Origin of the sequence: Anaerococcus nagyae (assembly GCF_017874535.1) — a bacterium.
Lineage (GTDB): Bacteria > Bacillota > Clostridia > Tissierellales > Peptoniphilaceae > Anaerococcus > Anaerococcus nagyae.
Genome location: NZ_JAGGLS010000005.1, coordinates 39,223 through 61,487 on the forward strand (window position 1 = coordinate 39,223; position 22,265 = coordinate 61,487).

General features: G+C 29.7%; 20 protein-coding genes and 3 tRNA genes. 4 read left to right on the forward strand and 19 right to left on the reverse strand.

Annotated elements, in window-relative coordinates:
* Positions 1–132: 132 nt before the first annotated feature.
* The 7 genes from J2Z39_RS04970 to J2Z39_RS05000 form a co-directional block, all read right to left on the reverse strand.
* The gene (locus J2Z39_RS04970; RefSeq protein WP_117521744.1) at positions 133–495 is read right to left on the reverse strand and encodes a class II SORL domain-containing protein; all 363 of its coding nucleotides are present in this window, start codon (positions 493–495) and stop codon (positions 133–135) included.
* Between the two features lie 77 nt (positions 496–572).
* The gene (gene hisS / locus J2Z39_RS04975) at positions 573–1,871 is read right to left on the reverse strand and encodes a histidine--tRNA ligase (RefSeq protein ID WP_117521745.1); all 1,299 of its coding nucleotides are present in this window, start codon (positions 1,869–1,871) and stop codon (positions 573–575) included.
* A gap of 42 nt (positions 1,872–1,913) precedes the next feature.
* Complete coding sequence (gene brnQ / locus J2Z39_RS04980; protein WP_209814053.1) at positions 1,914–3,206, reverse strand: branched-chain amino acid transport system II carrier protein; 1,293 nt, start codon at positions 3,204–3,206, stop codon at positions 1,914–1,916.
* A gap of 57 nt (positions 3,207–3,263) precedes the next feature.
* A complete protein-coding gene (locus J2Z39_RS04985) occupies positions 3,264–3,941 on the reverse strand; it encodes a DUF6873 family GME fold protein (RefSeq protein WP_209814055.1) in 678 nt (225 codons plus the stop codon).
* 45 nt (positions 3,942–3,986) lie between these two features.
* Positions 3,987–4,060: transfer RNA gene (locus J2Z39_RS04990), tRNA-Cys, on the reverse strand.
* 159 nt (positions 4,061–4,219) lie between these two features.
* A tRNA-Gly gene (locus J2Z39_RS04995) sits at positions 4,220–4,294 on the reverse strand.
* A gap of 77 nt (positions 4,295–4,371) precedes the next feature.
* A tRNA-Phe gene (locus J2Z39_RS05000) sits at positions 4,372–4,447 on the reverse strand.
* A 174-nt stretch (positions 4,448–4,621) separates the two neighbouring features.
* On the opposite strand from J2Z39_RS05000, the gene J2Z39_RS05005 reads away from it, so the two are divergent.
* On the forward strand, positions 4,622–5,251 hold the full coding sequence (locus J2Z39_RS05005; RefSeq protein ID WP_117521748.1) for an ABC transporter ATP-binding protein: 630 nt from the start codon (positions 4,622–4,624) through the stop codon (positions 5,249–5,251).
* Positions 5,244–6,023, forward strand: a complete 780-nt coding sequence (locus J2Z39_RS05010) for an ABC transporter permease (RefSeq protein WP_209814057.1) — start codon at positions 5,244–5,246, stop codon at positions 6,021–6,023. The genes J2Z39_RS05005 and J2Z39_RS05010 overlap by 8 nt, the downstream gene beginning before the upstream one ends.
* 188 nt (positions 6,024–6,211) lie before the next feature.
* On the opposite strand, the gene J2Z39_RS05015 is transcribed toward J2Z39_RS05010, so the two are convergent.
* From J2Z39_RS05015 to J2Z39_RS05025, 3 genes are read right to left on the reverse strand one after another with little or no spacing between them, the layout of a single operon-like run.
* On the reverse strand, positions 6,212–8,101 hold the full coding sequence (locus tag J2Z39_RS05015; protein ID WP_245325698.1) for an ABC transporter ATP-binding protein: 1,890 nt from the start codon (positions 8,099–8,101) through the stop codon (positions 6,212–6,214).
* Positions 8,094–9,854, reverse strand: coding sequence for an ABC transporter ATP-binding protein (locus J2Z39_RS05020; RefSeq protein ID WP_209814060.1), 1,761 nt, complete (start codon positions 9,852–9,854; stop codon positions 8,094–8,096). Before J2Z39_RS05020 ends, J2Z39_RS05015 begins: the two co-directional genes overlap by 8 nt.
* Positions 9,842–10,282, reverse strand: a complete 441-nt coding sequence (locus J2Z39_RS05025) for a MarR family winged helix-turn-helix transcriptional regulator (RefSeq protein WP_209814062.1) — start codon at positions 10,280–10,282, stop codon at positions 9,842–9,844. The genes J2Z39_RS05020 and J2Z39_RS05025 overlap by 13 nt, the downstream gene beginning before the upstream one ends.
* A gap of 108 nt (positions 10,283–10,390) precedes the next feature.
* On the opposite strand from J2Z39_RS05025, the gene J2Z39_RS05030 reads away from it, so the two are divergent.
* Both J2Z39_RS05030 and J2Z39_RS05035 read left to right on the forward strand, forming a co-directional pair.
* Positions 10,391–11,296: an AAA family ATPase gene (locus J2Z39_RS05030; protein WP_117521753.1), complete on the forward strand. Its 906-nt coding sequence runs from the start codon at positions 10,391–10,393 to the stop codon at positions 11,294–11,296.
* Positions 11,289–13,010 (forward strand): cobaltochelatase CobT-related protein, encoded by a 1,722-nt coding sequence (locus J2Z39_RS05035; protein ID WP_209814064.1) that lies wholly within the window; start codon positions 11,289–11,291, stop codon positions 13,008–13,010. The genes J2Z39_RS05030 and J2Z39_RS05035 overlap by 8 nt, the downstream gene beginning before the upstream one ends.
* Positions 13,011–13,026: 16 nt before the next feature.
* On the opposite strand, the gene murJ is transcribed toward J2Z39_RS05035, so the two are convergent.
* From murJ to pstC, 9 genes are all read right to left on the reverse strand, one after another.
* Positions 13,027–14,649 carry a murein biosynthesis integral membrane protein MurJ gene (gene murJ, locus J2Z39_RS05040; protein ID WP_117521755.1) on the reverse strand — a complete coding sequence of 541 codons (1,623 nt, stop codon included), beginning with the start codon at positions 14,647–14,649 and terminating at the stop codon, positions 13,027–13,029.
* Positions 14,650–14,764: 115 nt separating this feature from the next.
* Positions 14,765–16,297: a 4Fe-4S dicluster domain-containing protein gene (locus J2Z39_RS05045; protein WP_117521756.1), complete on the reverse strand. Its 1,533-nt coding sequence runs from the start codon at positions 16,295–16,297 to the stop codon at positions 14,765–14,767.
* Positions 16,297–16,587 (reverse strand): hypothetical protein, encoded by a 291-nt coding sequence (locus J2Z39_RS05050; protein ID WP_117521757.1) that lies wholly within the window; start codon positions 16,585–16,587, stop codon positions 16,297–16,299. The genes J2Z39_RS05045 and J2Z39_RS05050 overlap by 1 nt, the downstream gene beginning before the upstream one ends.
* A gap of 93 nt (positions 16,588–16,680) precedes the next feature.
* Positions 16,681–18,303: a sensor histidine kinase gene (locus tag J2Z39_RS05055; RefSeq protein WP_209814067.1), complete on the reverse strand. Its 1,623-nt coding sequence runs from the start codon at positions 18,301–18,303 to the stop codon at positions 16,681–16,683.
* Complete coding sequence (locus tag J2Z39_RS05060) at positions 18,300–18,959, reverse strand: response regulator transcription factor (RefSeq protein ID WP_117521759.1); 660 nt, start codon at positions 18,957–18,959, stop codon at positions 18,300–18,302. The genes J2Z39_RS05055 and J2Z39_RS05060 overlap by 4 nt, the downstream gene beginning before the upstream one ends.
* Before the next feature lies 1 nt (position 18,960).
* Positions 18,961–19,578 (reverse strand): phosphate signaling complex PhoU family protein, encoded by a 618-nt coding sequence (locus J2Z39_RS05065; protein ID WP_117521760.1) that lies wholly within the window; start codon positions 19,576–19,578, stop codon positions 18,961–18,963.
* A 4-nt stretch (positions 19,579–19,582) separates the two neighbouring features.
* A complete protein-coding gene (gene pstB, locus J2Z39_RS05070; protein ID WP_394268420.1) occupies positions 19,583–20,326 on the reverse strand; it encodes a phosphate ABC transporter ATP-binding protein PstB in 744 nt (247 codons plus the stop codon).
* Positions 20,327–20,572: 246 nt separating this feature from the next.
* Complete coding sequence (pstA, locus tag J2Z39_RS05075) at positions 20,573–21,385, reverse strand: phosphate ABC transporter permease PstA (protein ID WP_117521761.1); 813 nt, start codon at positions 21,383–21,385, stop codon at positions 20,573–20,575.
* A gap of 19 nt (positions 21,386–21,404) precedes the next feature.
* Positions 21,405–22,265, reverse strand: a complete 861-nt coding sequence (gene pstC / locus J2Z39_RS05080; protein WP_117521762.1) for a phosphate ABC transporter permease subunit PstC — start codon at positions 22,263–22,265, stop codon at positions 21,405–21,407.

Sequence of the window (22,265 nt, forward strand, 5' to 3'; positions counted from 1 at the left end):
ATCATATCTTTTAATTACTATAATTTTAACATAGTTTTATAAAAAATTATAGTTTACCCAAATACAAATAAATGTATTTTAAAACAAAAAAACAGACACAAAATTTAATTTGTGCCTGTTAATAATAAAATATTAGTTTAATTCTTTAGAATTTTCCCATAAACCATGGATATTGCAATAGCTTAATGCATAGAATGTACCTTTTTTATCTGTTTTTAAGATACCTGTTGCACTTGGTACTGATAATAAGTCTTCTTCTCCATGAGCATTGAATTCATATGAAGTAATTTCTGTTGGGAATTTTGCGCCTTCAGCTTGGAAGAAAACTTTAATCCATGCAATATGGTGTTCTAATGTATTTGGATGTTCAATCTCAGATCCTACTTCTGCAGTAACTTTGATTCTACCATCTTCTAATTTTTCAAATTCTATTTCTGGAACGTGTTTTTCACTATTCCAATCACCAGTTTGTACAGTTTCTGTTAATTTTGTCATATTTGCCTCCAAATTTTGTTAATTAAATATGTACAATATTCTATCTATATACAGTATAACAGGAATTAACTATGAAATCAATTACCAAAGTCTAAATTATCTATAGATTTATTAAATTGTTCACCAGTCTCCATGTTTTTAATAGAAACTTCGTTCTTAGAAACTTCATCTTCTCCAATAATCACTACATAATTAGCATTTATTTTATCTGCATAATTTAACTTCTTTTTAAACTTACCTTTTTCTAAATAGATATCCGCCTGTTTTCCTTCTTCCTTTAATCTTTTCAGAACATCTATAGCATAAAAATTAAACTTGCTATCCATAGGCAATATAAAAATATCAACTTCGCTTTTCTTTTTATCTTCTATTAGACCTAGTTCTTTAAGTTGATAGAAAAGTCTAGTTAAACCTATAGACATTCCCACACCTGGCAATTTTTGCTTAGTAAAATTACTTGCTAAGTTTTCATATCTACCACCTGAGCAAACAGATCCTATAGATTCATATCCATCTATAAAAGTTTCATAAACTGTAGAAGTATAATAATCTAAACCACGAGTGATACTTAAATCAATCTTTATATTCTTATCGCTAACACCAAATTTTACCATATAATCGTATACAGTTTTAAGTTCTTCTAGACCTTTATTATATGAATCTGTATTAGCTAAACCATCCAAGTTTTCTAAAGTTTCACTATTAGATAGATCAGCATTAATAAATTCTATAGTTTTTGAAGACTTTTCTTCTCCTATAATATCATTTAATAAGCTTTTAGTCTTGTCTAAACCAATCTTATCTTTTTTATCAATCGTTCTTAAAACTTCTGTACTATCTTCTATTTCTAAGGATTTAAAAAAACCATTAAGGAGCTTCCTATTATTTATATGAAAGGTAACATTTGGAAAGTCAATTTTTTTGAATGCTTCAAATATTACACGAGCTAATAAAGCATCATTATAAATTGAAAGTTCATTATGACCAATAATATCAATATCCGCTTGATAAAACTCTTTATATCTTCCCTTTTGGTTGCGCTCTCCTCTATAAACTTTACCTACTTGATAGCGTTTGAAAGGAAAATTTAATTCAGAAAAGTGTTCTGAAACATAACGAGCTAGTGGCACTGTCAAATCAAATCTAAGGCTCATATCCTTAGAATCACTAGCTATTTCAAATATTTGTTTTTCTGTCTCTCCTCCACCTTTAGCAAAGAGAACTTCATTTTTTTCTATAACTGGGGTATCAATTGAAGAAAAACCATAGTCTTTAAAAGTTTCTTCAATTGTAGTTTTCATTTCATCTAAAACCTTTTGTTCATCTGGAAGTAATTCCATAACACCAGCAATAGTTGATGGTTTTATAATTTCCATTATTATCTCCTAGATTTCTTATTTTTGTAACATATATATATTTTATGCTAAAGCATAGACTTTTTCATCTTTTCTAGCAAATAATAAACCCATAGCAAGTATTATTATAAACGGAATTAGCCAAGGAAATCCTAATCTATACATTGGTAACCAAGATATTACTTTTGAAATTTCATCAGCCAGTTCTGGCTTTACCATAGATACATATGAAATCATAGATTGACATAAAGAAATAATAGCCACTAAATAAAAACTTATAATTCTAAACCTATTTGTAAAATTAATTTCAAAAATATTATATATTATCATAACCAATACAACTGGATATGCAAAAGTAAGAAGTGGAGATGTAAATTCAATTATTCTATCTACTCCTACCAAAGATAATATAACCGAAATTATTGTTATAAATACAGCTATTAACTTATAAGAAATTTTTCTATCAAAAGTTTTATATAGCATATCAGCTATTGAACTAGTCAATCCCACAGATGTTGTAAAGCAAGCTAAAACTATTATAGCTGCCAATATATATTTGCCAAAACTACCTAAAATAGCATTTGAAATAGCTATTAACAAAGCAACTCTAGATGTCATATAATTAAATCTAATTGAACTAGTGGATCCAAGATAAGTTAAAGATATATAAACTAAAATAAGTCCACAAGCTGCAATTAAAGTAACAGCTATAGTCTTTTTTATTAAATTTTCTTCATATCCCTTCTCTAACAATGATTTTATAATTATAGGAGCAAAAGCTATTGCAGCTAGAGCATCCATAGTATTGTATCCTTCAATCAAAGACTTATTAAAGACTTCCCCTTGTGTAATATTAATAGTATTAATCTCACCAATAGGATTAATTATCCCTGCTATAATCATCACTGCTAATACGATCAAAAGAGCAGGAGTTAAATATTTTCCAATAATATCTATAATTTTACTATCTGTTAATATCAAAATAAGGGTGACAGCAAAAAAAGCAATTATAAAAAATATGTATGGTATAGGTAGGCCTGCTTCTATCATCACTTCAGCACTAGTTGCACCTGTCCTAGGTATACCTCCCAAAGGCCCTAAAGTCATAGCTATTAAAATAATGGTTAAGCTTCCAAGCTTATTACCCGCAAGATTTGTAAACTCCTTTACATTTCCCTTCCTCTTAGCCATGCTTATAACTGAAATACAGGCAAGTCCTGCACCAGTTAAAATAAAACCAAAACTTGCAACTAACCAAGTCGATCCATATATCTTCCCTAAAAATGGTGGGAAAATCAGATTGCCCGCTCCAAAAAATAGGGAAAATAGAGCAAATCCAACAATTATAATATCCATAGTTTTCTCCTTACAATTAAATATTTATAATTATACTTTAATTTTTATAATTATCTATTAATTGCAAAATAAAATAGAACCTGTATCTACTAGGCTGCATGATGGGTATAATAATCTTATATTAGATTTCTTAGCCTCATTTTTTATAATTTCATAGCTATTAAGTCTTTCGATATTTCCATTAAATAAAAGTGTATTCTCAAAAAATCCACAACATCCTCCTAAAAATCCATTATAGAAACCATCAAGAGGAATACTTTCTTTCTTAAGCAAAACTACTTCTATCTTATTTTTTAATCTCTTATAAATCCCATAATCGCTAGTAAGAATCTTATCACCCATTGGAACAATAGAACATCTAGTATAACCTTGTTTAATATATAGATATTTATAATTATTGTTTTTCATATATGTTTCTATATGGCTTTCCGTATGATCATTATGAATATAATAATCTGAACCTTTATAAATATTATATATGGCATCTTTGGGATAAATATTTCCAACTTCTTGTCCACTTATAATATCTTGATTTTTTATTAATTCTTTATAAAAATCTACCATATTTTTATCTACGACTAAAGATCTATTATCTAACTTAAATATCGTAAGATCTGGATGATCTGCTATTCTAGTATCTAGATTAGGATTATCAATTGTTTCAATCCAAGAAAAATTATTTTTATTTAAAAAGTCTTTGAATTCCAAAGTAGACTTGTGACTTATAATCAGCATAAAAAAGCTCCTAATAAAAAAAGCTCTCATAAAGAGAGCGTATTTTGGAGGCGCCACCCAGATTTGAACTGGGGGTAAAGGTGTTGCAGACCTCTGCCTTACCACTTGGCTATGGCGCCATATATAAATTAATTATTAAAATAACAAATCATTTTCTAATATTATTAAAAAAATCACCTATTAAACAATTATAAAAACTTAATAAGATGATTTACTAGCAAACTAATACTATTATATACTAAAATATATCATAAAAATTATAAATACTGTATATTAATTGGAGCGGATGACGAGATTCGAACTCGCGACCCTCGCCTTGGCAAGGCGATGCTCTACCACTGAGCCACATCCGCACATGTTTTACGGTACTTTTATAGTATACTATATTATTTTTACTTTTTCAAGTTTTTTATAATTAATTTAACTATTATGGTGCCCAGAGGCGGAATCGAACCACCGACACGAGGATTTTCAGTCCTCTGCTCTACCGACTGAGCTATCTGGGCATATTTTACAATTACTTTACCTATTCTAAACCTAAATTTAAAATTTGTCAACATAATATTTTTAAAAGTGACATAATAAATTTAATTAATATATTTTCCTCAAAATATGTTAAAATAGTAAGTAATTATATTACATACATATAAAATTTAATAATCATATTTTAAAGGAGTTTTATGTTTGAATTTCATGATATGAAATACAAGGACATCCTTTCTATTGATGGGCTAAATATTAATAGAGGGGAAGTAACTTGTATAATAGGTCCAAGTGGTTCTGGTAAGTCTACTTTACTTAGACTTATAAATAAAATGATATCCCCTAGCTCAGGATATATTAGTTTTGATGGTAAAGATATTGCCAATATAGATTCTATTTCTTATAGAAGAAAGATTCCTATGCTTTCTCAAAGTCCTATTATATATTCAGGATCTATAAGAGAAAACCTATTAATTGGTAGAAAATTTCAAAATAAATCAAAGCTAGATGATGATAAATTAGTATCTGCCTTATCTAAAGTAAAACTTAATGTAGATTTATCTGAGTCTATAGATAATTTATCTGGAGGCGAACAGCAGAGGGTTTCTATAGCTCGTCTTATGCTTCTAGATTCTGAAGCCTTTTTATTAGATGAACCATCTTCTGCTTTAGATGATTTAACTGAAGATTTTGTAATAAAAACTATGGTAGATATGGCAAAGGAGAATAAGAAAACAATTATATACGTTACCCACTCTAATTCCATGGCTGATAAGTACTCTGATAGATTAATCAAAATAGTTGATGGGAGGATTTCTAATGACTGATTCTGTTATTAATATAGATAATAAACAACTTTTATTAAGCTATATTTTTGCTATAATTGCTATGATTCTAACAAGTGTTAATGGGATTAATCGCAACAAAGATATAGTTATTGGAACCATAAGAATGACTGTCCAGCTATTTATAGCAGGATATATTTTAGTTTATATTTTTGATAGCTCCTCTTTTATTCTTACAGTTTTAATGCTTGCTGTTATGGAATTTTTTGCCATATTTAATATAGTTTCCTCAAAAAAAGATAAGTTTAACAAAAAACTCATAGGATCTATAGCTATCTCTCAAATAATAGGTTCTATATTTTCGTTAGCTTTTTTCTTATTAATAGTAATTAGACCACAACCTATTTATAATCCTCAATATCTAGTTCCACTAGGTGGTATGGTTATTGGTAATTCTATGACAGGTATAAACCTAGCCTTAAATAGCATAGAATCATCAATAGAAGATAAGAGAATAAATATAGAGGGTTATCTAATGCTAGGAGCCACACCTAGGATGGCTATGAATAAGATTATCCAAAGTTCTTTTGATACTGCTATAACACCTACCCTTAACAATATCAAAAATATGGGGATCATATCATTACCTGGTATGATGACAGGTCAAATTTTAGGTGGTGTATCTCCTCTTATTGCGATAAGATATCAAATAACTATTATGACTGCTATAATGAGTTCTGTAACTATATGTGTATTCATATTTTTACGACTAGCCTATAAGAAATTCTTTAATGAGCAAGATCAATTAATTTAATATCTATTTATTAAGTAATTAAAAAGAAACGAGGGTTAATATTGACCTTCGTTTCTTTTATGTAAGTCATAGGGTTGCGAAATTTCTTGTCCTTACATTATTTATATATCCCAATTATAATAAGCTAAGTAAAATTATAGTAAAGTTTTTATAAGTATTATGTAAAAACCACCCAATAGGTGGTTTATCTAATCTAACTCTAATTCTCCTGTGTATAATTGGTAATAAGTTCCATGTTTTTTCATAAGTTGATCATGGTTACCACGTTCTATAATCCTTCCTGACTCCATTACCATAATAACATCTGCGTTTTGAATAGTTGAAAGTCTGTGGGCAATTACTATAGATGTTGATCCTCTCATTAGTTTATCCATAGCTTCAGTAACTTTTATTTCTGTTGCAGTATCTATAGAACTTGTAGCTTCATCTAGTATAAGCATAGGTGGATTAGCTACTGCTGCTCTTGATATTGAAATAAGCTGGTTTTGTCCATCAGATAAGGATGAACCATCTCCGTTTATCTGTGTATCATAACCTTCAGGCAGTCTATGGATAAATGAATCAGCACCAGAAAGTTTTGAAGCATTTTTTATTTCTTGATCGCTTGCATCAAGTTTACCATATCTAATATTATCTTCTACACTTTCAGTAAATAGGTTTACTTCTTGTAAAACCATACCAAAAGCTTTTCTCAAATGATCCTTTTTAATATCTTTAGTATCTATTCCATCTATTTTAATAGAACCCTTGTCTATTTCATAAAATCTAGTTATTACATTAGTAATAGTAGTTTTTCCAGCACCAGTTGAACCTACAAGTGCTATTTTTTCTCCTGGATTAGCATAGAAAGTTACATCTTTTAAGATTTTATCTTTACCATTATAAGAAAAGTCTACATTCTCAAAGTCAATTCTACCTTCTAACTGTTTATAAAAATCTTTGCCATCTTTTGTCCACTTCCAAGCATAACATCTATCATCTGTGCATTTAATAGGATTGCCATTTTCATCTATCTTAGCATTTATAAGTTCGATGTATCCACTGTCCTTTTCTATTGGCATATCAATAATTTCAAAGATACGACTTGCACCAGCCATAGCTGAAAATACAGCATTTGCTTGTTGAGAAATATTTGCTATAGGGTTTTGCAATTGTCTAGCATTTGTTAGAAAAGTTGCAAGTACACCTATTGTAAGGTTGCCTTTAATTGCTAGATAGACTCCTATGACTGCAATTATAGCATACATTATATTAATAGAGTTAACTAAAAAAGGCATCATACGTCCTGCATTTACCATAGCTTCTGCCATAGTTGATCTAAGATTTTCACTTTTCTCATCAAATTCTTTTATTATGTCATCTTCTTTATTAAATACCTTGATTACTTTTTGACCTGAGAGCATTTCTTCATCAAAGCCATGCAAAATTGATACGTTTTTTTGTGCTTGTTTAAATAGCTTCCCTGTTTTGGTTACTATATTTTTTAAAACTAAAATCATTGCACCAAGCCCTACTAACATAACTATAGTTAATTTCCATGATAAAGAAAACATTACAATTAATGTCCCAACAAGCATTAGCAATGATCTAACAAGAGTTGGTAACGTGGATGATAATGATTGAGATAAGGTGTCTGTATCATTGGTAAATCTGCTCATAATTTGACCATGTTGGTTATTATCAAAAAAGTTTATAGGCATTTGTTGAATTTTTACAAAAAGATCTTTCCTTATGTTCCTAATGGACCTTTCACCTATTCTTATCATTAATCTAGTGTAAATAAATGTGGTTACAGTTGAAAGTAAATATACAAATCCCATTTTTATAACAGCACTTTTAAGACCAGCAATGTCAGATTTTAGGATATAATTATCAATTATTGGTTGAAGCATTGATAAGCCCAATACTTGGGTAAGAGCTGATACTATAACACAAACAAATACAACTATAACTTGCCATTTTTGCTTAAAAAGATAGGAAAAAAGTTCTTTTAAAGCATGAGTATCAAAGTCTTTACTTTGTTTTTTATCTGAAATTATTATATCTTCAGTTTTTATATCATCTTTTTTATTAGTCATTTTTCCCTCCTTTTTCTTGAATATCGTAAGTTGTTCTATAGATTTCATTTCTTTGATATAGATCTTCTGGTGTTCCTATATCTGATATTTTTCCATCATCTAAAATTATAATCCTATCTGCATGTTCAAATGATGACAGTCTTTGAGAGATAATAATTTGTGTCATCTCACCATCTAAATTATTAAATCCCTCTAATAATTTAGCTTCCGTTTTAGTATCTACAGCACTTGTTGAATTATCTAAGATAAGTATTTTTGGTTTTTTTAATAGAGATCTTGCTATAGTTAGTCTTTGTTTTTGACCCCCAGATACTCCTGACCCTCCTTGACCTAACTTAGATTCATAAGTATCGGTTCTTTCATTTATAAATTCATCAGCTTGAGCTATTTTAGCCATAGCTATAACTTCATCATAAGATGCTTCCTTGTCACCCCATTTTAAGTTTTCTAAAATAGTTCCACTAAATAAAGTATTCTTTTGTAAAACTATAGATACATTGTCTCTTATGGTTTCTAAGTCATATTCTTTGACATCGTGCCCACCAACTCTAAGGCTTCCTTCTGTGATATCATAAAGCCTTGGTATCAATTGAACTAATGTAGACTTAGAGGAACCAGTTGGTCCTAGTATACCAATAACTTCCCCAGATCTTATATGAAGGTCTATATTGGATAATTGATAGGCTTCACTATCTTCCTCATATTTAAAACTGACATTATCAAAGTCAATAGACCCATCTTCTGGTTCTAATCCTTCTACCTTTTGATCATTAGTCATTGATATTTTTCTGGTTAAAACTTCCTTAACCCTTGTAACAGAGGGAGATGAAGCCATAAGCATAGTTACTACCATTGATAGACCTATAAGACTTCCTAAAAGCATCATGGCATACATATTAAAGCTTACAAGATCCCCTACCCCCATATTTCCTTTTATTATTTCTAATCCCCCAAACCAAGCTATAGCAATAAATGTTGCATATAAAATGGCATTAGCTGTGGGAAAAACATAGCTTACAGTTCCTTGGGAACTATCTGATAACTTAAACATCTGTTCATTAGAGTTACTAAACTTATCTATCTCATATTTTTTTCTAACAAAAGCTTTAACTACTCTCATATTATTGAGATTTTCTTCAATAATTAAGTTTAACTTATCATATTGCTTACGAGTTTGCCTAAATTTAGGAATAGCTCTTGAAGTTATTGTAAGTAATACAATAACTAAAATCGGCATTAATATTAGAAATATAATTGATAGCTTAGCACTAGTTCTAAACGCTAATATAAATGCTACTATAGCCATTACAACTGTCTTTATTATAAATCTAGTTGTAAAAAAAGTTGACTGAGCTAAAGCTTGCATATCGCTTGTTAGCCTAGTAAGTAAAGATGGTACACCAAAATATTCAAAATCTTCAAAAGAATAATCTTGTATTTTTCTAAATTGTCTTTTTCTTACATTATCGGTTAGACCTGTAGAGGTTATACCAGCATTTTTGGAGGCTTGAATACCTGTCAGCATTGATAACAAAGATAGCACTATAATTATCAATCCATATTTTAATGCCAGTTCTCCATCTTTTTGATAAATTATTTCATTTAAGATTACTCCCATTATAGCTGGGATTAATAGTTCAAAAACAGTTTCTAAAACTGTCATTACCATAGAAATAATTCTATTTCTCTTATACTGATTTAGATATTGCTTTAAGTATGAAAATGCATGATTAAATTCTTTTAAGCTTTCCATAATTCCTCCTTTTCTAATACATCTATAAAATCATCCATGTCTTCCTTAATAGATTTTATCTTATCTTCTCCTAATTGATCATATATTTTTTTATTAGATATGCAGAGAGCTTCAGTAATATTTTCAACCTCTTTTTTCCCGTTATCTGTTAATACTAAGGTCTTAACTCGCTTATCCTTTGTAGATGCTTGCATATAAATCAAATCATTATCCTTAAGATTCATTATTATGCTATTTACAGTTTGCTTAGGCATATTAAGTTTATTAACCAAATCTTTTTGAGTCAAATTTTCGATTCTATCTATATGAAATAAAATAATCGTTTCAATGTTGTTTAGTCCAAAGCTTTCAACCCTCTGCTTATTAAGCCCACTAAGTTTTCTTAAAGAACTAAAAAGATTAAAAAGTTCGCATGATTTTTCGTCCAATTTCAGACCTCCTTGAATAATGACTATATTAATATAGTCTATTATTGGACTTTGTCAAGTTTAAAAAAAGCTTTTTAGTTGTATAATATTAGGGCTAAAGGAGTAATAATGATCGAATATTTAGAAAAACAAAATGTGGATAAAGACCTAATAAATCAACTTGAAATATATAGAAAAGAAAATGGACTTTTTGATAACCAACGAGTTATAGAACCCGAATTTAAATATTATGGTAAGGAGGTTTTGGAAGAGGCAATATCTGCTATCTTAGCTGGTAAAAATATCTTACTGACAGGAGCTAAGGCTACAGGAAAAAACGTCCTCTCATCAAACCTATCCTACCTATTTGCTAGACCTTCTTGGAATGTATCTTTCCACGTTAATACAGATTTTAATTCTTTAATAGGAGCAGATACATTTAAAAATGGAGAAGTTGTCTTTAGGAAAGGCCCTATATATCAAGCAGCTACCAATGGAGGCTTTGCTATTTTAGATGAGATAAATATGGCAAAAAATGAAGCTATCTCTGTTTTACATGCAACTCTTGATCATAGAAGAATAATAGATCTACCAGGATATGAAAAAATCAAGCTAGATCCAAATACCAGATTCATTGCAACTATGAACTACGGTTACGTAGGTACTCGTGAAGTCAATGAAGCACTTGCTTCTAGATTCATGATTATAAGCATGCCAAATATAAGTCGTGAAAATTTAGATAAACTACTTAAAGATACTTATCCTAAACTTAAAGAAAAATATAGAAAAGCTTTTATTGATATGTTTATATCACTTCAATCAAAAAGTGAAAACAATGAAATCTCTACCAAATCTGTGGATTTACGTGGTCTTATGTCTGCAATTGATACTATGCAAATAGGTCTTAATCCATTTGATGCAATTATGATGGGCATAGCAAATAAGTCATTTGATGAATTTGAACGTCAAATAGTAATAGATACAATCAATACAAAAATTCCTGCAAATATTGAAGAGAGTATATTTAATGACTGAACCTTTAAATAAAATCCGAGAATATAATATCATTTGGGATTTTGCAGATAACTATAAATTTACACCCAAAAATACTTATCCTATGGATGAAATTTATAAAAATATTACAACAGGTTTTATAATCAAAACTTTTGATACAAAAATGTTGGATTCTTTTTTTGCTTATATAAAAGATGAGAATCCATTTTACGAAGATTTTAAATTTATAACTAATTTACTAATTGAAGATATCTCTTATAGAGAGCTTATTAAAGACAATTTAGTCATAAGCAATTTAAGAAAAATTTATGCTAAAAAAATATATAGCAAGTATACTCATAGAGATCCAGATAGTTTAAGCACTCAAATAGAAAAAGCTTACTATGGAAAAGTTTTAGAAAAACCCATAATAGAGGGACCTTTATTTAAATCTATATATAATGAAATTTTTGCTATAAATACTACTGACACTAATATTTTAATTGATAAACTAAATAAAGTTTTTAAATCATATTTTAGATTTGATAGAAAGAAAAAAGATGAAGAACTCTTTGATGAGATGGTCAAAGAAAATAAACCAAAAGATTTCAAATCTGAAGAAGAAATGCCTAGTGAATATAGTGATGAAAATATAGATGAGCAATTTAATATAGGATCAGCAGAATTTACTGGTTCCAATATTTATTTTGAAGATAAAAAAGAAGACACTGGCAAAAATCTCATGTTTTTAAACTCATCTAAAGATGACTATCATTCTTCTAATGAATTTATAGAAGATTTTTTTGGTATGCCTATTATGCCTTTTAAAAAGGTAGAAGCTTTAGAAAGAAAATTAGCGAAAGGTATACACACAAATAAACAATTATATTTCACTAGAGGAGAATATAGCAATAAAGCAAATGCTAGATACTATAAAAAAAATCGTAATGAACAATACGAAAAAAATAAATCCTATATAGAGAGTAACTTCTCTATAAATCATAGAAATATAAATGAATTAAGTCTAGCCATTAAAAATTCACTAGCAAACTATGAGGATTATGCTGAAGTCACAAAAAACTACGGAATAATAGATTCAAGTAAGACTTGGAGAGCACCTGTTATTAATGATTACAATGTATTTATCAAAGAAGAAACAGATCTTATTAATAAATTCAAGGTAGATTTAATATTAGATGCATCAGCAAGCCAAATAGGTAGACAACACATAGTAGCTAATCAAGCTTATATAATAGCAAAAGCTATGGACGAAGTTAATATTCCTATTAGAATATTAGGCTTTTCCACTTTAAGAGATCATACAATCTTTACATTGTATAGAGACTATACAGAAAAAAACAAAAATTTTGAATTATATAATTTTTTTGCCGCTGGTTCAAATAGAGATGGATTTGCCTTTAAGACTCTACACGAAATTATTGATATAGACGATAACACCCGTCACATAGTTATAGTCTTATCAGATGGAAAACCAAATGATGAGAGAGCTAATATAAATACTGTAAAACTTTTAGATAAAGACCAATATACTGGAAAAACTGCTATAGATGATACAGCATTTGAAATTAGAAATTTAAGGAATGATAATATTTCCGTGTTGGGAGTTTTTACTGGGGAAGATGAAGATGTAGAAAATGCTAAACTGATTTATAATAGAGACTTTGTGAGGATAACAAATCTAGAAAATTTCTCAAAAGTTGTTTCAGTTTTTATGAAAAATCAAATACTTATGTAAAAAGCAGGCTTTTTAACTATAGCCTGCTTCTATTATTTTTATTTTGTTTTTGTCTATTTATCTGATCAATAGTTTTAACATTCTTATTTCCAGCATTAAGATGCTTTTGAGCCTTTCTCTTTCTTAGTCTTTTGTGGTAGAAAGTATTTACAAGTTCCATAACTTCTGGAATCCTAGCAATAAGTATTAAAAATCCATAAACTATTGCTGCTAAAAAAATTGCTATTAAAACTGCAAGTAAATGAGCAAGCTTATCTTCTAACAACTTATACATTCCATTTGCAACTAATCCCATAATAGCAGTTACAATACTTATTTTTATTATCGAAAAGAGAGCAGTTTTAAACTTAAATGAGCCAAAATTATCTCTAAACTTATAAATCATAAGGGCTGATCCCACAATAGTAGATACTACTGTAGCCATAGCCAACCCGTTAATTCCAAAAAATCTAATTAATATAATATTGAATATTACATTAAAAGCCTGTTGAATAACTACTATAACTACTGGAGTTTTAGAATCTCCTACAGCATAAAATCCTCTATCTATAACATCTGATATTGATTGGAATATTACAAATGGTGCATAGGAAATAAGTAGACTAGAAACAGCTATTGTGTCCTCTGCTGTAAAAGCATTTCTTTCAAATACAAGCTCTATAATTGGATGAGCCAAAACTGCCATACCTATTGTAGCTGGAACAACTAATAAAAGAGTAGTAACTACAGAAGAACTTATAGACTTTTTCATAGCATTTATCTTTCCCGATTGCCCTAGTTCTGCAATTTTGGGAAAAAGCGCTGTAGTTACTGAAACTGTAATTACACCAGTTATCAAAGTAAGCATGGTTTTAGCATAAAATAATTTTGAAATAGATGCTTTTCCAAAATATGCTGATGCCATAGAGTTATCTACTATTATAGAAATTTCACCAGCTGCAGATGATATTACTACTGGTATAGCAATAATCATCAATTGTCTTACATATTTATTAGAAAAATCTATTACCTTATTATGATGATATCCTTTATCATGAGCAGCTTTTGGAAATAATATATATTGTAAAATATTTCCTAGCAAAGCTCCTATTATGAGTAAATAAGCATTACCAGTCTTTCCTGTTAGGATTGTAAAGACTATAATAATAACATTCATTATAATTCCAGTTACAGCTGGGTTAAAAAAATCCCCTTTTATATTAAGGTATCCTCTAAAAACTGATGAATATAAATAAGCGTAAACCGCAAACATCATTATTCTTGTATAATTTGCAGCTAAGTTTAAAGTTTCTCCATCTAGATCTGGTGAAAGAATTTTAGAAAATGGTTTAGCAAATATAAGTCCTATAATTATAGCAATTGTTGCAAAAACCATAAGTATATTAAAAATATTAGATGTGAATTTCTCTGCAGACTCTAGTCCTTCTTCGTTTTTTGCTCTATTATATATTGGTATAAATCCGGAAATAATACCTACAGCAACAAAATTTGCTACAACTACTGGTAGAGTATTAGCTGTTGTGTATATAGATTTTAAATCACCTGCCCCAATATATGATGCCATAACAGCTTCTCTAATAAATCCAAAAATCTTAGAAATAACCGTTATAAACATGAGCATTAATGTAGTTTGACCCATAATAACCTCTCTTATTGATATCGTCATTATATTATATCTATAAATTTTATTAAATACAAGTCTAATTTTTAATAAAAAATAGAGAAGCTAAAAGCTTCCCTAAATTTATTAATTATTATTCACTTACCTTAAGTTTTTCATCATCTGGTTTATCTTTATCTGGAATATTAGTATTATCAGCTGGTGACTTGAAGACCGATTCTTTAGCAAATGCTTTAACAGCCTTACCAGTCTTATTTCTTGCTACGACTGTACCTGGTCCACCTACGCATCCACCTTCACAAGCCATACCTTCGATAAGCTTACCATCCATTTTACCTAGTTTTGCAAGTTGAGCTAATTTTACGCAATTAGCAAGTCCTTCTGCATTTTCAACATCTACTTTAATACCTGGTCTTATTTCTTGAGCACGTTTTACTACTGCTTGAGCAACGCCACCACTTACTGCATAAGTCCTGCCTGTTTCAGACGCATCCATCATCTGATCTTCTACCTCAATTTCTGATGGCTCTATCCCTTTTGCAAGGAACATTCCTAAAAGTTCTTCAAAAGTTATTACAAAATCAATAACTTCTGCAACATCAGGCTCTAACGCTTCTAACTTCTTAGAAATGCATGGACCTATAAAAGTAATTTTACTATTAGGATCTTTTTTCTTAAGTTGAAGCCCGGTATAAATCATCGGCGTAGATGACTCTGAAATATAATCGTTTATTTCAGGGAATTGCTTTCTAACCATCATCTTCCATGAGAAGCAACAGCTTGTACCCATGAAAGGAATCTTACCTGAAGGAACTTCTTCTAAGTATTCATGAGCTTCATTCATTGTCGTTAAATCTGCACCAAGTCCTACTTCTATAACTTCATCAAATCCTAATTGCTTAATAGCCTCTCTTATTTGTTCAGCTGATACATTTGGTCCAAATTGTCCAGCAAATGAAGGAGCTATAATGGCGTATGTATGATTTTCTGATTGAATAGACTTAATTAATTGATAAATTTCTGATTTATCAGAAATAGCCCCAAAAGGACATGCACTTATACATTTACCACAAGCTACACATTTATCAGAATCAATTTGTGCCCTTCCCAATTCATCTGAATGAATCGCTTTTACACCACAAATAGCTGCACAAGGTCTTTTTTGGTGGTTGATTGCATGATATGGACAAGCTTCTACACACTTACCGCATTTAATACACTTTTCTTGATCGATAATTGCACCATTTGAAGTATAAGTTACTGCATTCTTAGGGCAAACATTTACACAAGGATGTCCTATACATGCCTTACACTGGTCTGTAACAGTAACCTTATTTTCTGGACAAGCTTCACATGCTATCTTCATTACGCTAACTAATGGAGGATTATAAATCCTTCTATTAACGTCCATTTTATCAAGACCTTCAGTAACAGCATCTGTTTTATCAGCTGTTCTTGCATCAAGACCAATACCCATTCTTAGTCTCTCACCCATTACAGCTCTTTCACGAAAAATATTTTCTCTATATCTTGCTTCCTCTCCTGGAATAATCTCATAAACTTCAGTAGCTATATCAGTTATCGGTCTATTTTCGTAGGCAATTTTCGCAATATGCTCAAATGCCATCCTTCTAATATTTATTATATCTATGTACGTATCCTTCATTACAATGCCTCATCTTCTGGAATGAACCCGTTAATTATGTGCTCCATTAAAACCTCTGGTGTGGCTTTTTTATAGTATGTATCATCTATTTTTGCTAATGGAGCAGACTTTTCGGCATCATCCACTTCATTCATTATGTTATCATATTCTATTTCTATTTTAGGAGCTTCGCCTAAATTTTCTAACTTATAAGCGATCTCTAGATCTTTTTTTACGACTTTAGCTGAGTCATATAGGAACTCATTACCTGCAGCAGTACATCTTGCACATGAACAAATTGTAACTTTCATATAATCCTCCTATGGTTTATACTTAAATTGTATCAAATAAATAACTTATAAGCAATGATAATTCTTTATCATTGCTTATAAGTCTTTAAAATTTTACCTATCTAGTTCCAGAGGGATCTCTATGATAAATCTTGTTCCCTCATTTAATTTAGATTCTACTTTTATAGAATATCCTAAGTAATTAGCAATATGCTTTACTATAGATAGACCCAATCCAGTAGATTTTTGATTTCTCTTTCTAGATTTATCTACAACATAAAATCTCTCAAAAATTCTTTCGCTATCGGCCTTGGATATACCTATACCTGTATCACTTATTATAAGATAATAATTATTATCTCTTAAATCAAAATCAACATCTATAGATCCATGCTTTTTATTATATTTTATAGCATTTTCATAAATGTTAGATACTAAGTCATAAAATAAAGACTTACTAGTCTTTATTCTATACGATTTAATATTATTAGTAACATTTATAGATTTTTTACTAGCAATTCTCTTATATTTTTCTATAGTAAATCTAACTACTTCATAAATATCAACATCTACAAAATCTTTTTCAAAATTTTTTTCATCTAAGCTTGATATTTTAAGTATATCATCTATTATTTCTAATAGTCTATTACCTTCTTCGCATATTATTTCTGCAAATCTATTAACATCATCTTCTTTTGCAATTCCTGTAGCAATTAATTCTGCATAACCATTTATTGAAGTTAGAGGACTTTTTAATTCATGAGTAACATTAGCAGAAAATTCTCTACGCATTTTTTCAGCTTTTCTTTCCTCTGTATTGTCTATAATTATCATAGCGTATGCTTTCTTAGAACTAGTGCTTAAAGGATCAATAAATATTCTTAAATCATATCCATTTATATTTAAATCAATTTTCTTGCTTCTTTTAAGAATGGATGCTTCTCTTAACGCTAGACTATACTCCCTACTTTCTATCAAATTACTAATATTAGCTTCATGATTTATATCAAGAAATCTTTTTGCAGAATTATTAAGAAGTTCGATACTACCTTCACCGTCAAATAAAATAAAACCTTCTTTCATATTTGCTGTTATAGAAGTTATTTCAGATAATCTTGCTTTAAGAGAATCTACCTCCTCGCTTGATTCATTTAGCTTTTTTTCATAACTAGCTAATACAGGAAACAATTCCTCATAGTCTATATTATCTTTTATTTCCTTTAAACTAGAATAGTATAAACCTTTGATATAATAATCTAACTTATCATTAGTTATCCTATCTAATACGAGTTTACTAGTTATAGTCAATAATAAAAAAATCAAAAAAAGAACCCAATTAATCATTGGTATGTATCCACTAACAATAATTAGCGTATCATCATTTTTTATTCTATAACTTTTTCCTAAAGTAAAAAAACTTTTAAAATTAGTTGATTCACTGTATAAACTAGTATCGGAATCAGTAATATATATGTCTTTTTCAGCTTTATGATGATCGTTTATCTTTTTTTCGTCTTTATCGACACTTACAATCTTTAATTGATCATTATTTTCGTTCATATCCTCTATAAAATCATCATCTATATCTTGATATAAAAGAAAGCTCAAAGTATTTTTTGCTAAATCACTTTGAGCTTTTTTATTTATTTGATAAGAAATTAAGTTGCTGACTATAAAAGCTATAGCCAATAACATATAGATTACTTTTTCTATATAGGATTTTATAAATTTTCTCATATTTCACCAAATTTATACCCTAAATTTCTCACAGTTTTTATATGTCTTCCCCCACTTAAAAGTTTATTTCTGAGCGAAGCTATATGAACATCTACTGTACGTGTTTCACCTTCATAATCATAACCCCAAATTTTAAGTAGAAAGTCTTCTCTTGTTATTACATTGCCTATATTATTCATAAATAATAGTAGCATTTCGAATTCTTTATAAGTTAAATCTACTAGCTTTCCATCTACCTTTACAGTTCTTTTTCTAGTATTAATAGAAATATTACCATAATTTATATGATCACTATCTTTTTTTACAGATCTTCTTAAGACTGCTTTTACTCTAGAAATTAGCTCAAGGATAGAAAATGGTTTGGTGATATAATCATCTGCTCCCGACTCAAGACCTAATACCTTGTCATACTCTTCAGTCCTAGCTGTAAGTAAAATTATAGGTATATCTGAAAATTCTCTAATTTCTTCCAGTATCTCAAGTCCATCTTTTTCAGGAAGCATAATATCAAGAATTAACAGCTGACCACCTTTTTCTTTTATAATGTCAGTTATATCAAGACCATCTTCAAATGTTTCTACCTCATATCCTTTTTCAGTTAAAGCATAGTCTACTAAATTTCTTATAGACTTATCATCTTCAACTACATAAATCATCCTATAACCTCGTAGCTAAATCGCCTACACGAGCTAGACGATCACCAAGTCTCTCGAAATATTTATATAATAAAACCTTCTCAGATAATTCCATAGCGCTTATCTCGTTCATCTTATTTTGATCTGCTATATATGTTATAGCTTCTTCAAATAATTTATTATTTATCTCGTCATCTTCGATAGTTTTTAATCCTAGATCGTTATCGTTATTAACAAAGCTATGGATACTATCTTCAGCCATTTGTTTTTCATTATCTATAAATCTTTTTACAAAATCTACTTCTTTATCTGTTAGGCTATATTCTATCATTATCATTGAAGCTTGAGCTAAATGACTTGATATCCTCTTATAGGTACTAGCGAGCTTTATACTCATTTGAAGAAATCTTAAATCCCTAGCTACTGGTTGTTGTAGAGCTAATAGCTCAAAGCAAAATCTTTCAACATCAGCGGCGTTTCTTCTAATATCATCATTAAGCTCAATTATCTCTTCTAAATTTTTTTTATTATGATTTTCTAAATATAAATCAATCTTATCATAACATAAGATAACAAGTTCCATAAGCTCATTGCTCATTTCCCTAACAGAATCCAAATCATGTCTATATCTAGTTCTCATTTTATTAACCGAACCTTCCTGTGATATAATCCTCTGTTCTCTTATCCTTTGGATCTTCAAAAATCATCTTAGTATCATCCATTTCAATAACTTCTCCTGTAAGGAAAAAAGCTGTTTGATCAGATATACGAGCAGCCTGCTGCATATTGTGTGTAACAATTACTATTGTATATTGTTCCTTTAAGTCTTCCATTAGCTCTTCTATAGATGCTGTTGATATAGGGTCAAGGGCAGAAGTAGGCTCATCCATTAGAATAATATCAGGCTTAACCGATAAAGTCCTTGCTATGCAAATTCTTTGCTGTTGTCCACCTGAAAATGATAAGGCATTTTGATCAAGTTTATCCTTAACTTCATCCCAAATAGCGGCTTGCTTTAAAGAAGTTTCTACTATTTCATCAAGGCTGTCTTTATCCTTTATACCATCAATTTTTGGTCCATATGTTAGGTTATCATACACAGACTTAGAAAATGGATTAGGTGTTTGAAATACCATACCGACATTACGACGTAAATTAACTACGTTTACGTCTGGCTGATAGATATCTTGACCATTAATCTTTATAAGTCCTTCTATCTTACAAGAATCAACTAAATCGTTCATTCTATTAAAGCACTTCAATGTTGTAGATTTACCGCAACCAGATGGACCTATAAATGCTGTTACTTGACCTTTTTTTATATCCATATTAACACGTTTTAATGCTTGGAAATCTCCATAATATAAATCAAGATCCTTTACAAGTATAGCTGTTTCTAAATCAGAAAACCTATTCTTATCATCTAATGTGTGAACTGATTTATTTTCATCCCTATCTTCATAGGAAAGACTATATGTGCTTTCCATATGTTCCTTTAGATTACTGTTTTCTATAGAAGAATCAGCTTCTTCGCTTGCACTTTTTATCTTTTCTTCATTTTTAGTTTTATTATTTACATTTGACTGATTATCATTGCCAGCCTCAAATGTCTTTTTATCCATTTATTTCTCCTCTTAATTTACTAACTGCTTAGTAATCTTAGCTGAAATCCAGTTGATTAAAATTACAAATACTAATAGTAAAACTGCAGTTGCATACGCTTCATTAACATGGAAACCTTCTGATGATAGCATATACATGTGAACAGCAAGAGTTCTTGCTGAATTTGATAAACCCTTAGGAATAGAAGGTTGTGTACCCATAGTATAAATTAATGCTGCAGACTCTCCTACTATTCTACCTGTTGCTAGAAATATTCCACCTAAAATACCATCCATAGCTTCTGGAATCACCACTTTAAATATAGTTTGAATTTTGGTAGCACCTAAAGCTAGAGAAGCATGAGCTTGAAGTGGATTTACTGTAAGAATAGCTTCTTCGGTTGTTCTTATTATAGTAGGTAAAATCATTATAGATACAGTCAAACATCCTGCTATTAGAGAATACCCCATACCAAGTCCATGATCTGCTTTAGTTACAAAAAATAAGTAACCGAATAGACCATAAACAATTGATGGAATTGATGATAAAATTTCAGTAGCAAATCTTACTGCTTTAATAAACGCTTTATTCTTTGCATAATTAGATAAGTAGATAGCAGTAAATATACCTATAGGTAGAGTGATTAATAATGTCAACAATATAGTAAAAAATGTTGTAATCAAAGCTGGCATTATAGAAACATTAGTTGAGGTATAATTCCATTCAAATAGTGAAGAACTTATATTTGGAATACCTCTTACTAAAACATAGGCAATTATAATACCACTAGCTGCATAAGCCAAAAATGTAAAAAACATTACGAAAAATTTATATGGTTTAGTCATTTTTACTCCTTAGCTTACATTAATACTTATCTTGGTTCTTATCTCTTATAATATTAAATATTATGTTTATTAATAATATAAAGAAGAATAGTACCATACCAGTTGCGATTAGCGATTGTCTATGCATACCAGATGCATAACCCATTTCAAGAACGATATTTGTTGTTAGAGTACGAGCCCCTTGTAAAATAGACTTTGGCATTCTAGGTTGGTTACCAACAACTAGATATACAGCCATTGTTTCACCTATTGCACGTCCTATAGCAAGGATTATTGAAGAAAAAATACCGCTTTTAGCGTAAGGAATCATAACTTTATGAATAGTTTCTTCCTTAGTAGCACCAAGTGCTAAAGATCCTGTATAGAATGTTTTTGGAACTTGACGAAGTGAATTTTCAGAAATATTTACCATTGTAGGTAAAATCATAATACTTAGTAGTATAGATGCTGTAAGCATGTTATATTGGCGAGTATGGAATACTTTTCCAACAATTGGTGCCAATTTAACCATAGCAAAGAAACCATATACTACTGAGGGAATTGCCGCCATTAAGTTGATTAGTGATTTGAGAAAGCCATAACTTTTATCAGCGTAATAAGCCATAAATACGGATACTGCTAAACCAAAAGGTAAAGCTATTAATGTTGATACAAGGGTCACTATAACAGAACCAACAATCATTGGTAAAATACCAAAGCTTGCTGGTTTTGCTTTAGGTGCCCATTTCGTTCCCGTTATAAACGGAACAAGTCCGTATTTACTTACGAAATCTATTCCAGATCTAAAGATAAAGAATATGATTAATAATATAAGTACTACGGACATTGCTGCTGATATAAGGAATAAGATTTCTCCAAATCTTTCCTTAGTATTTTTCAT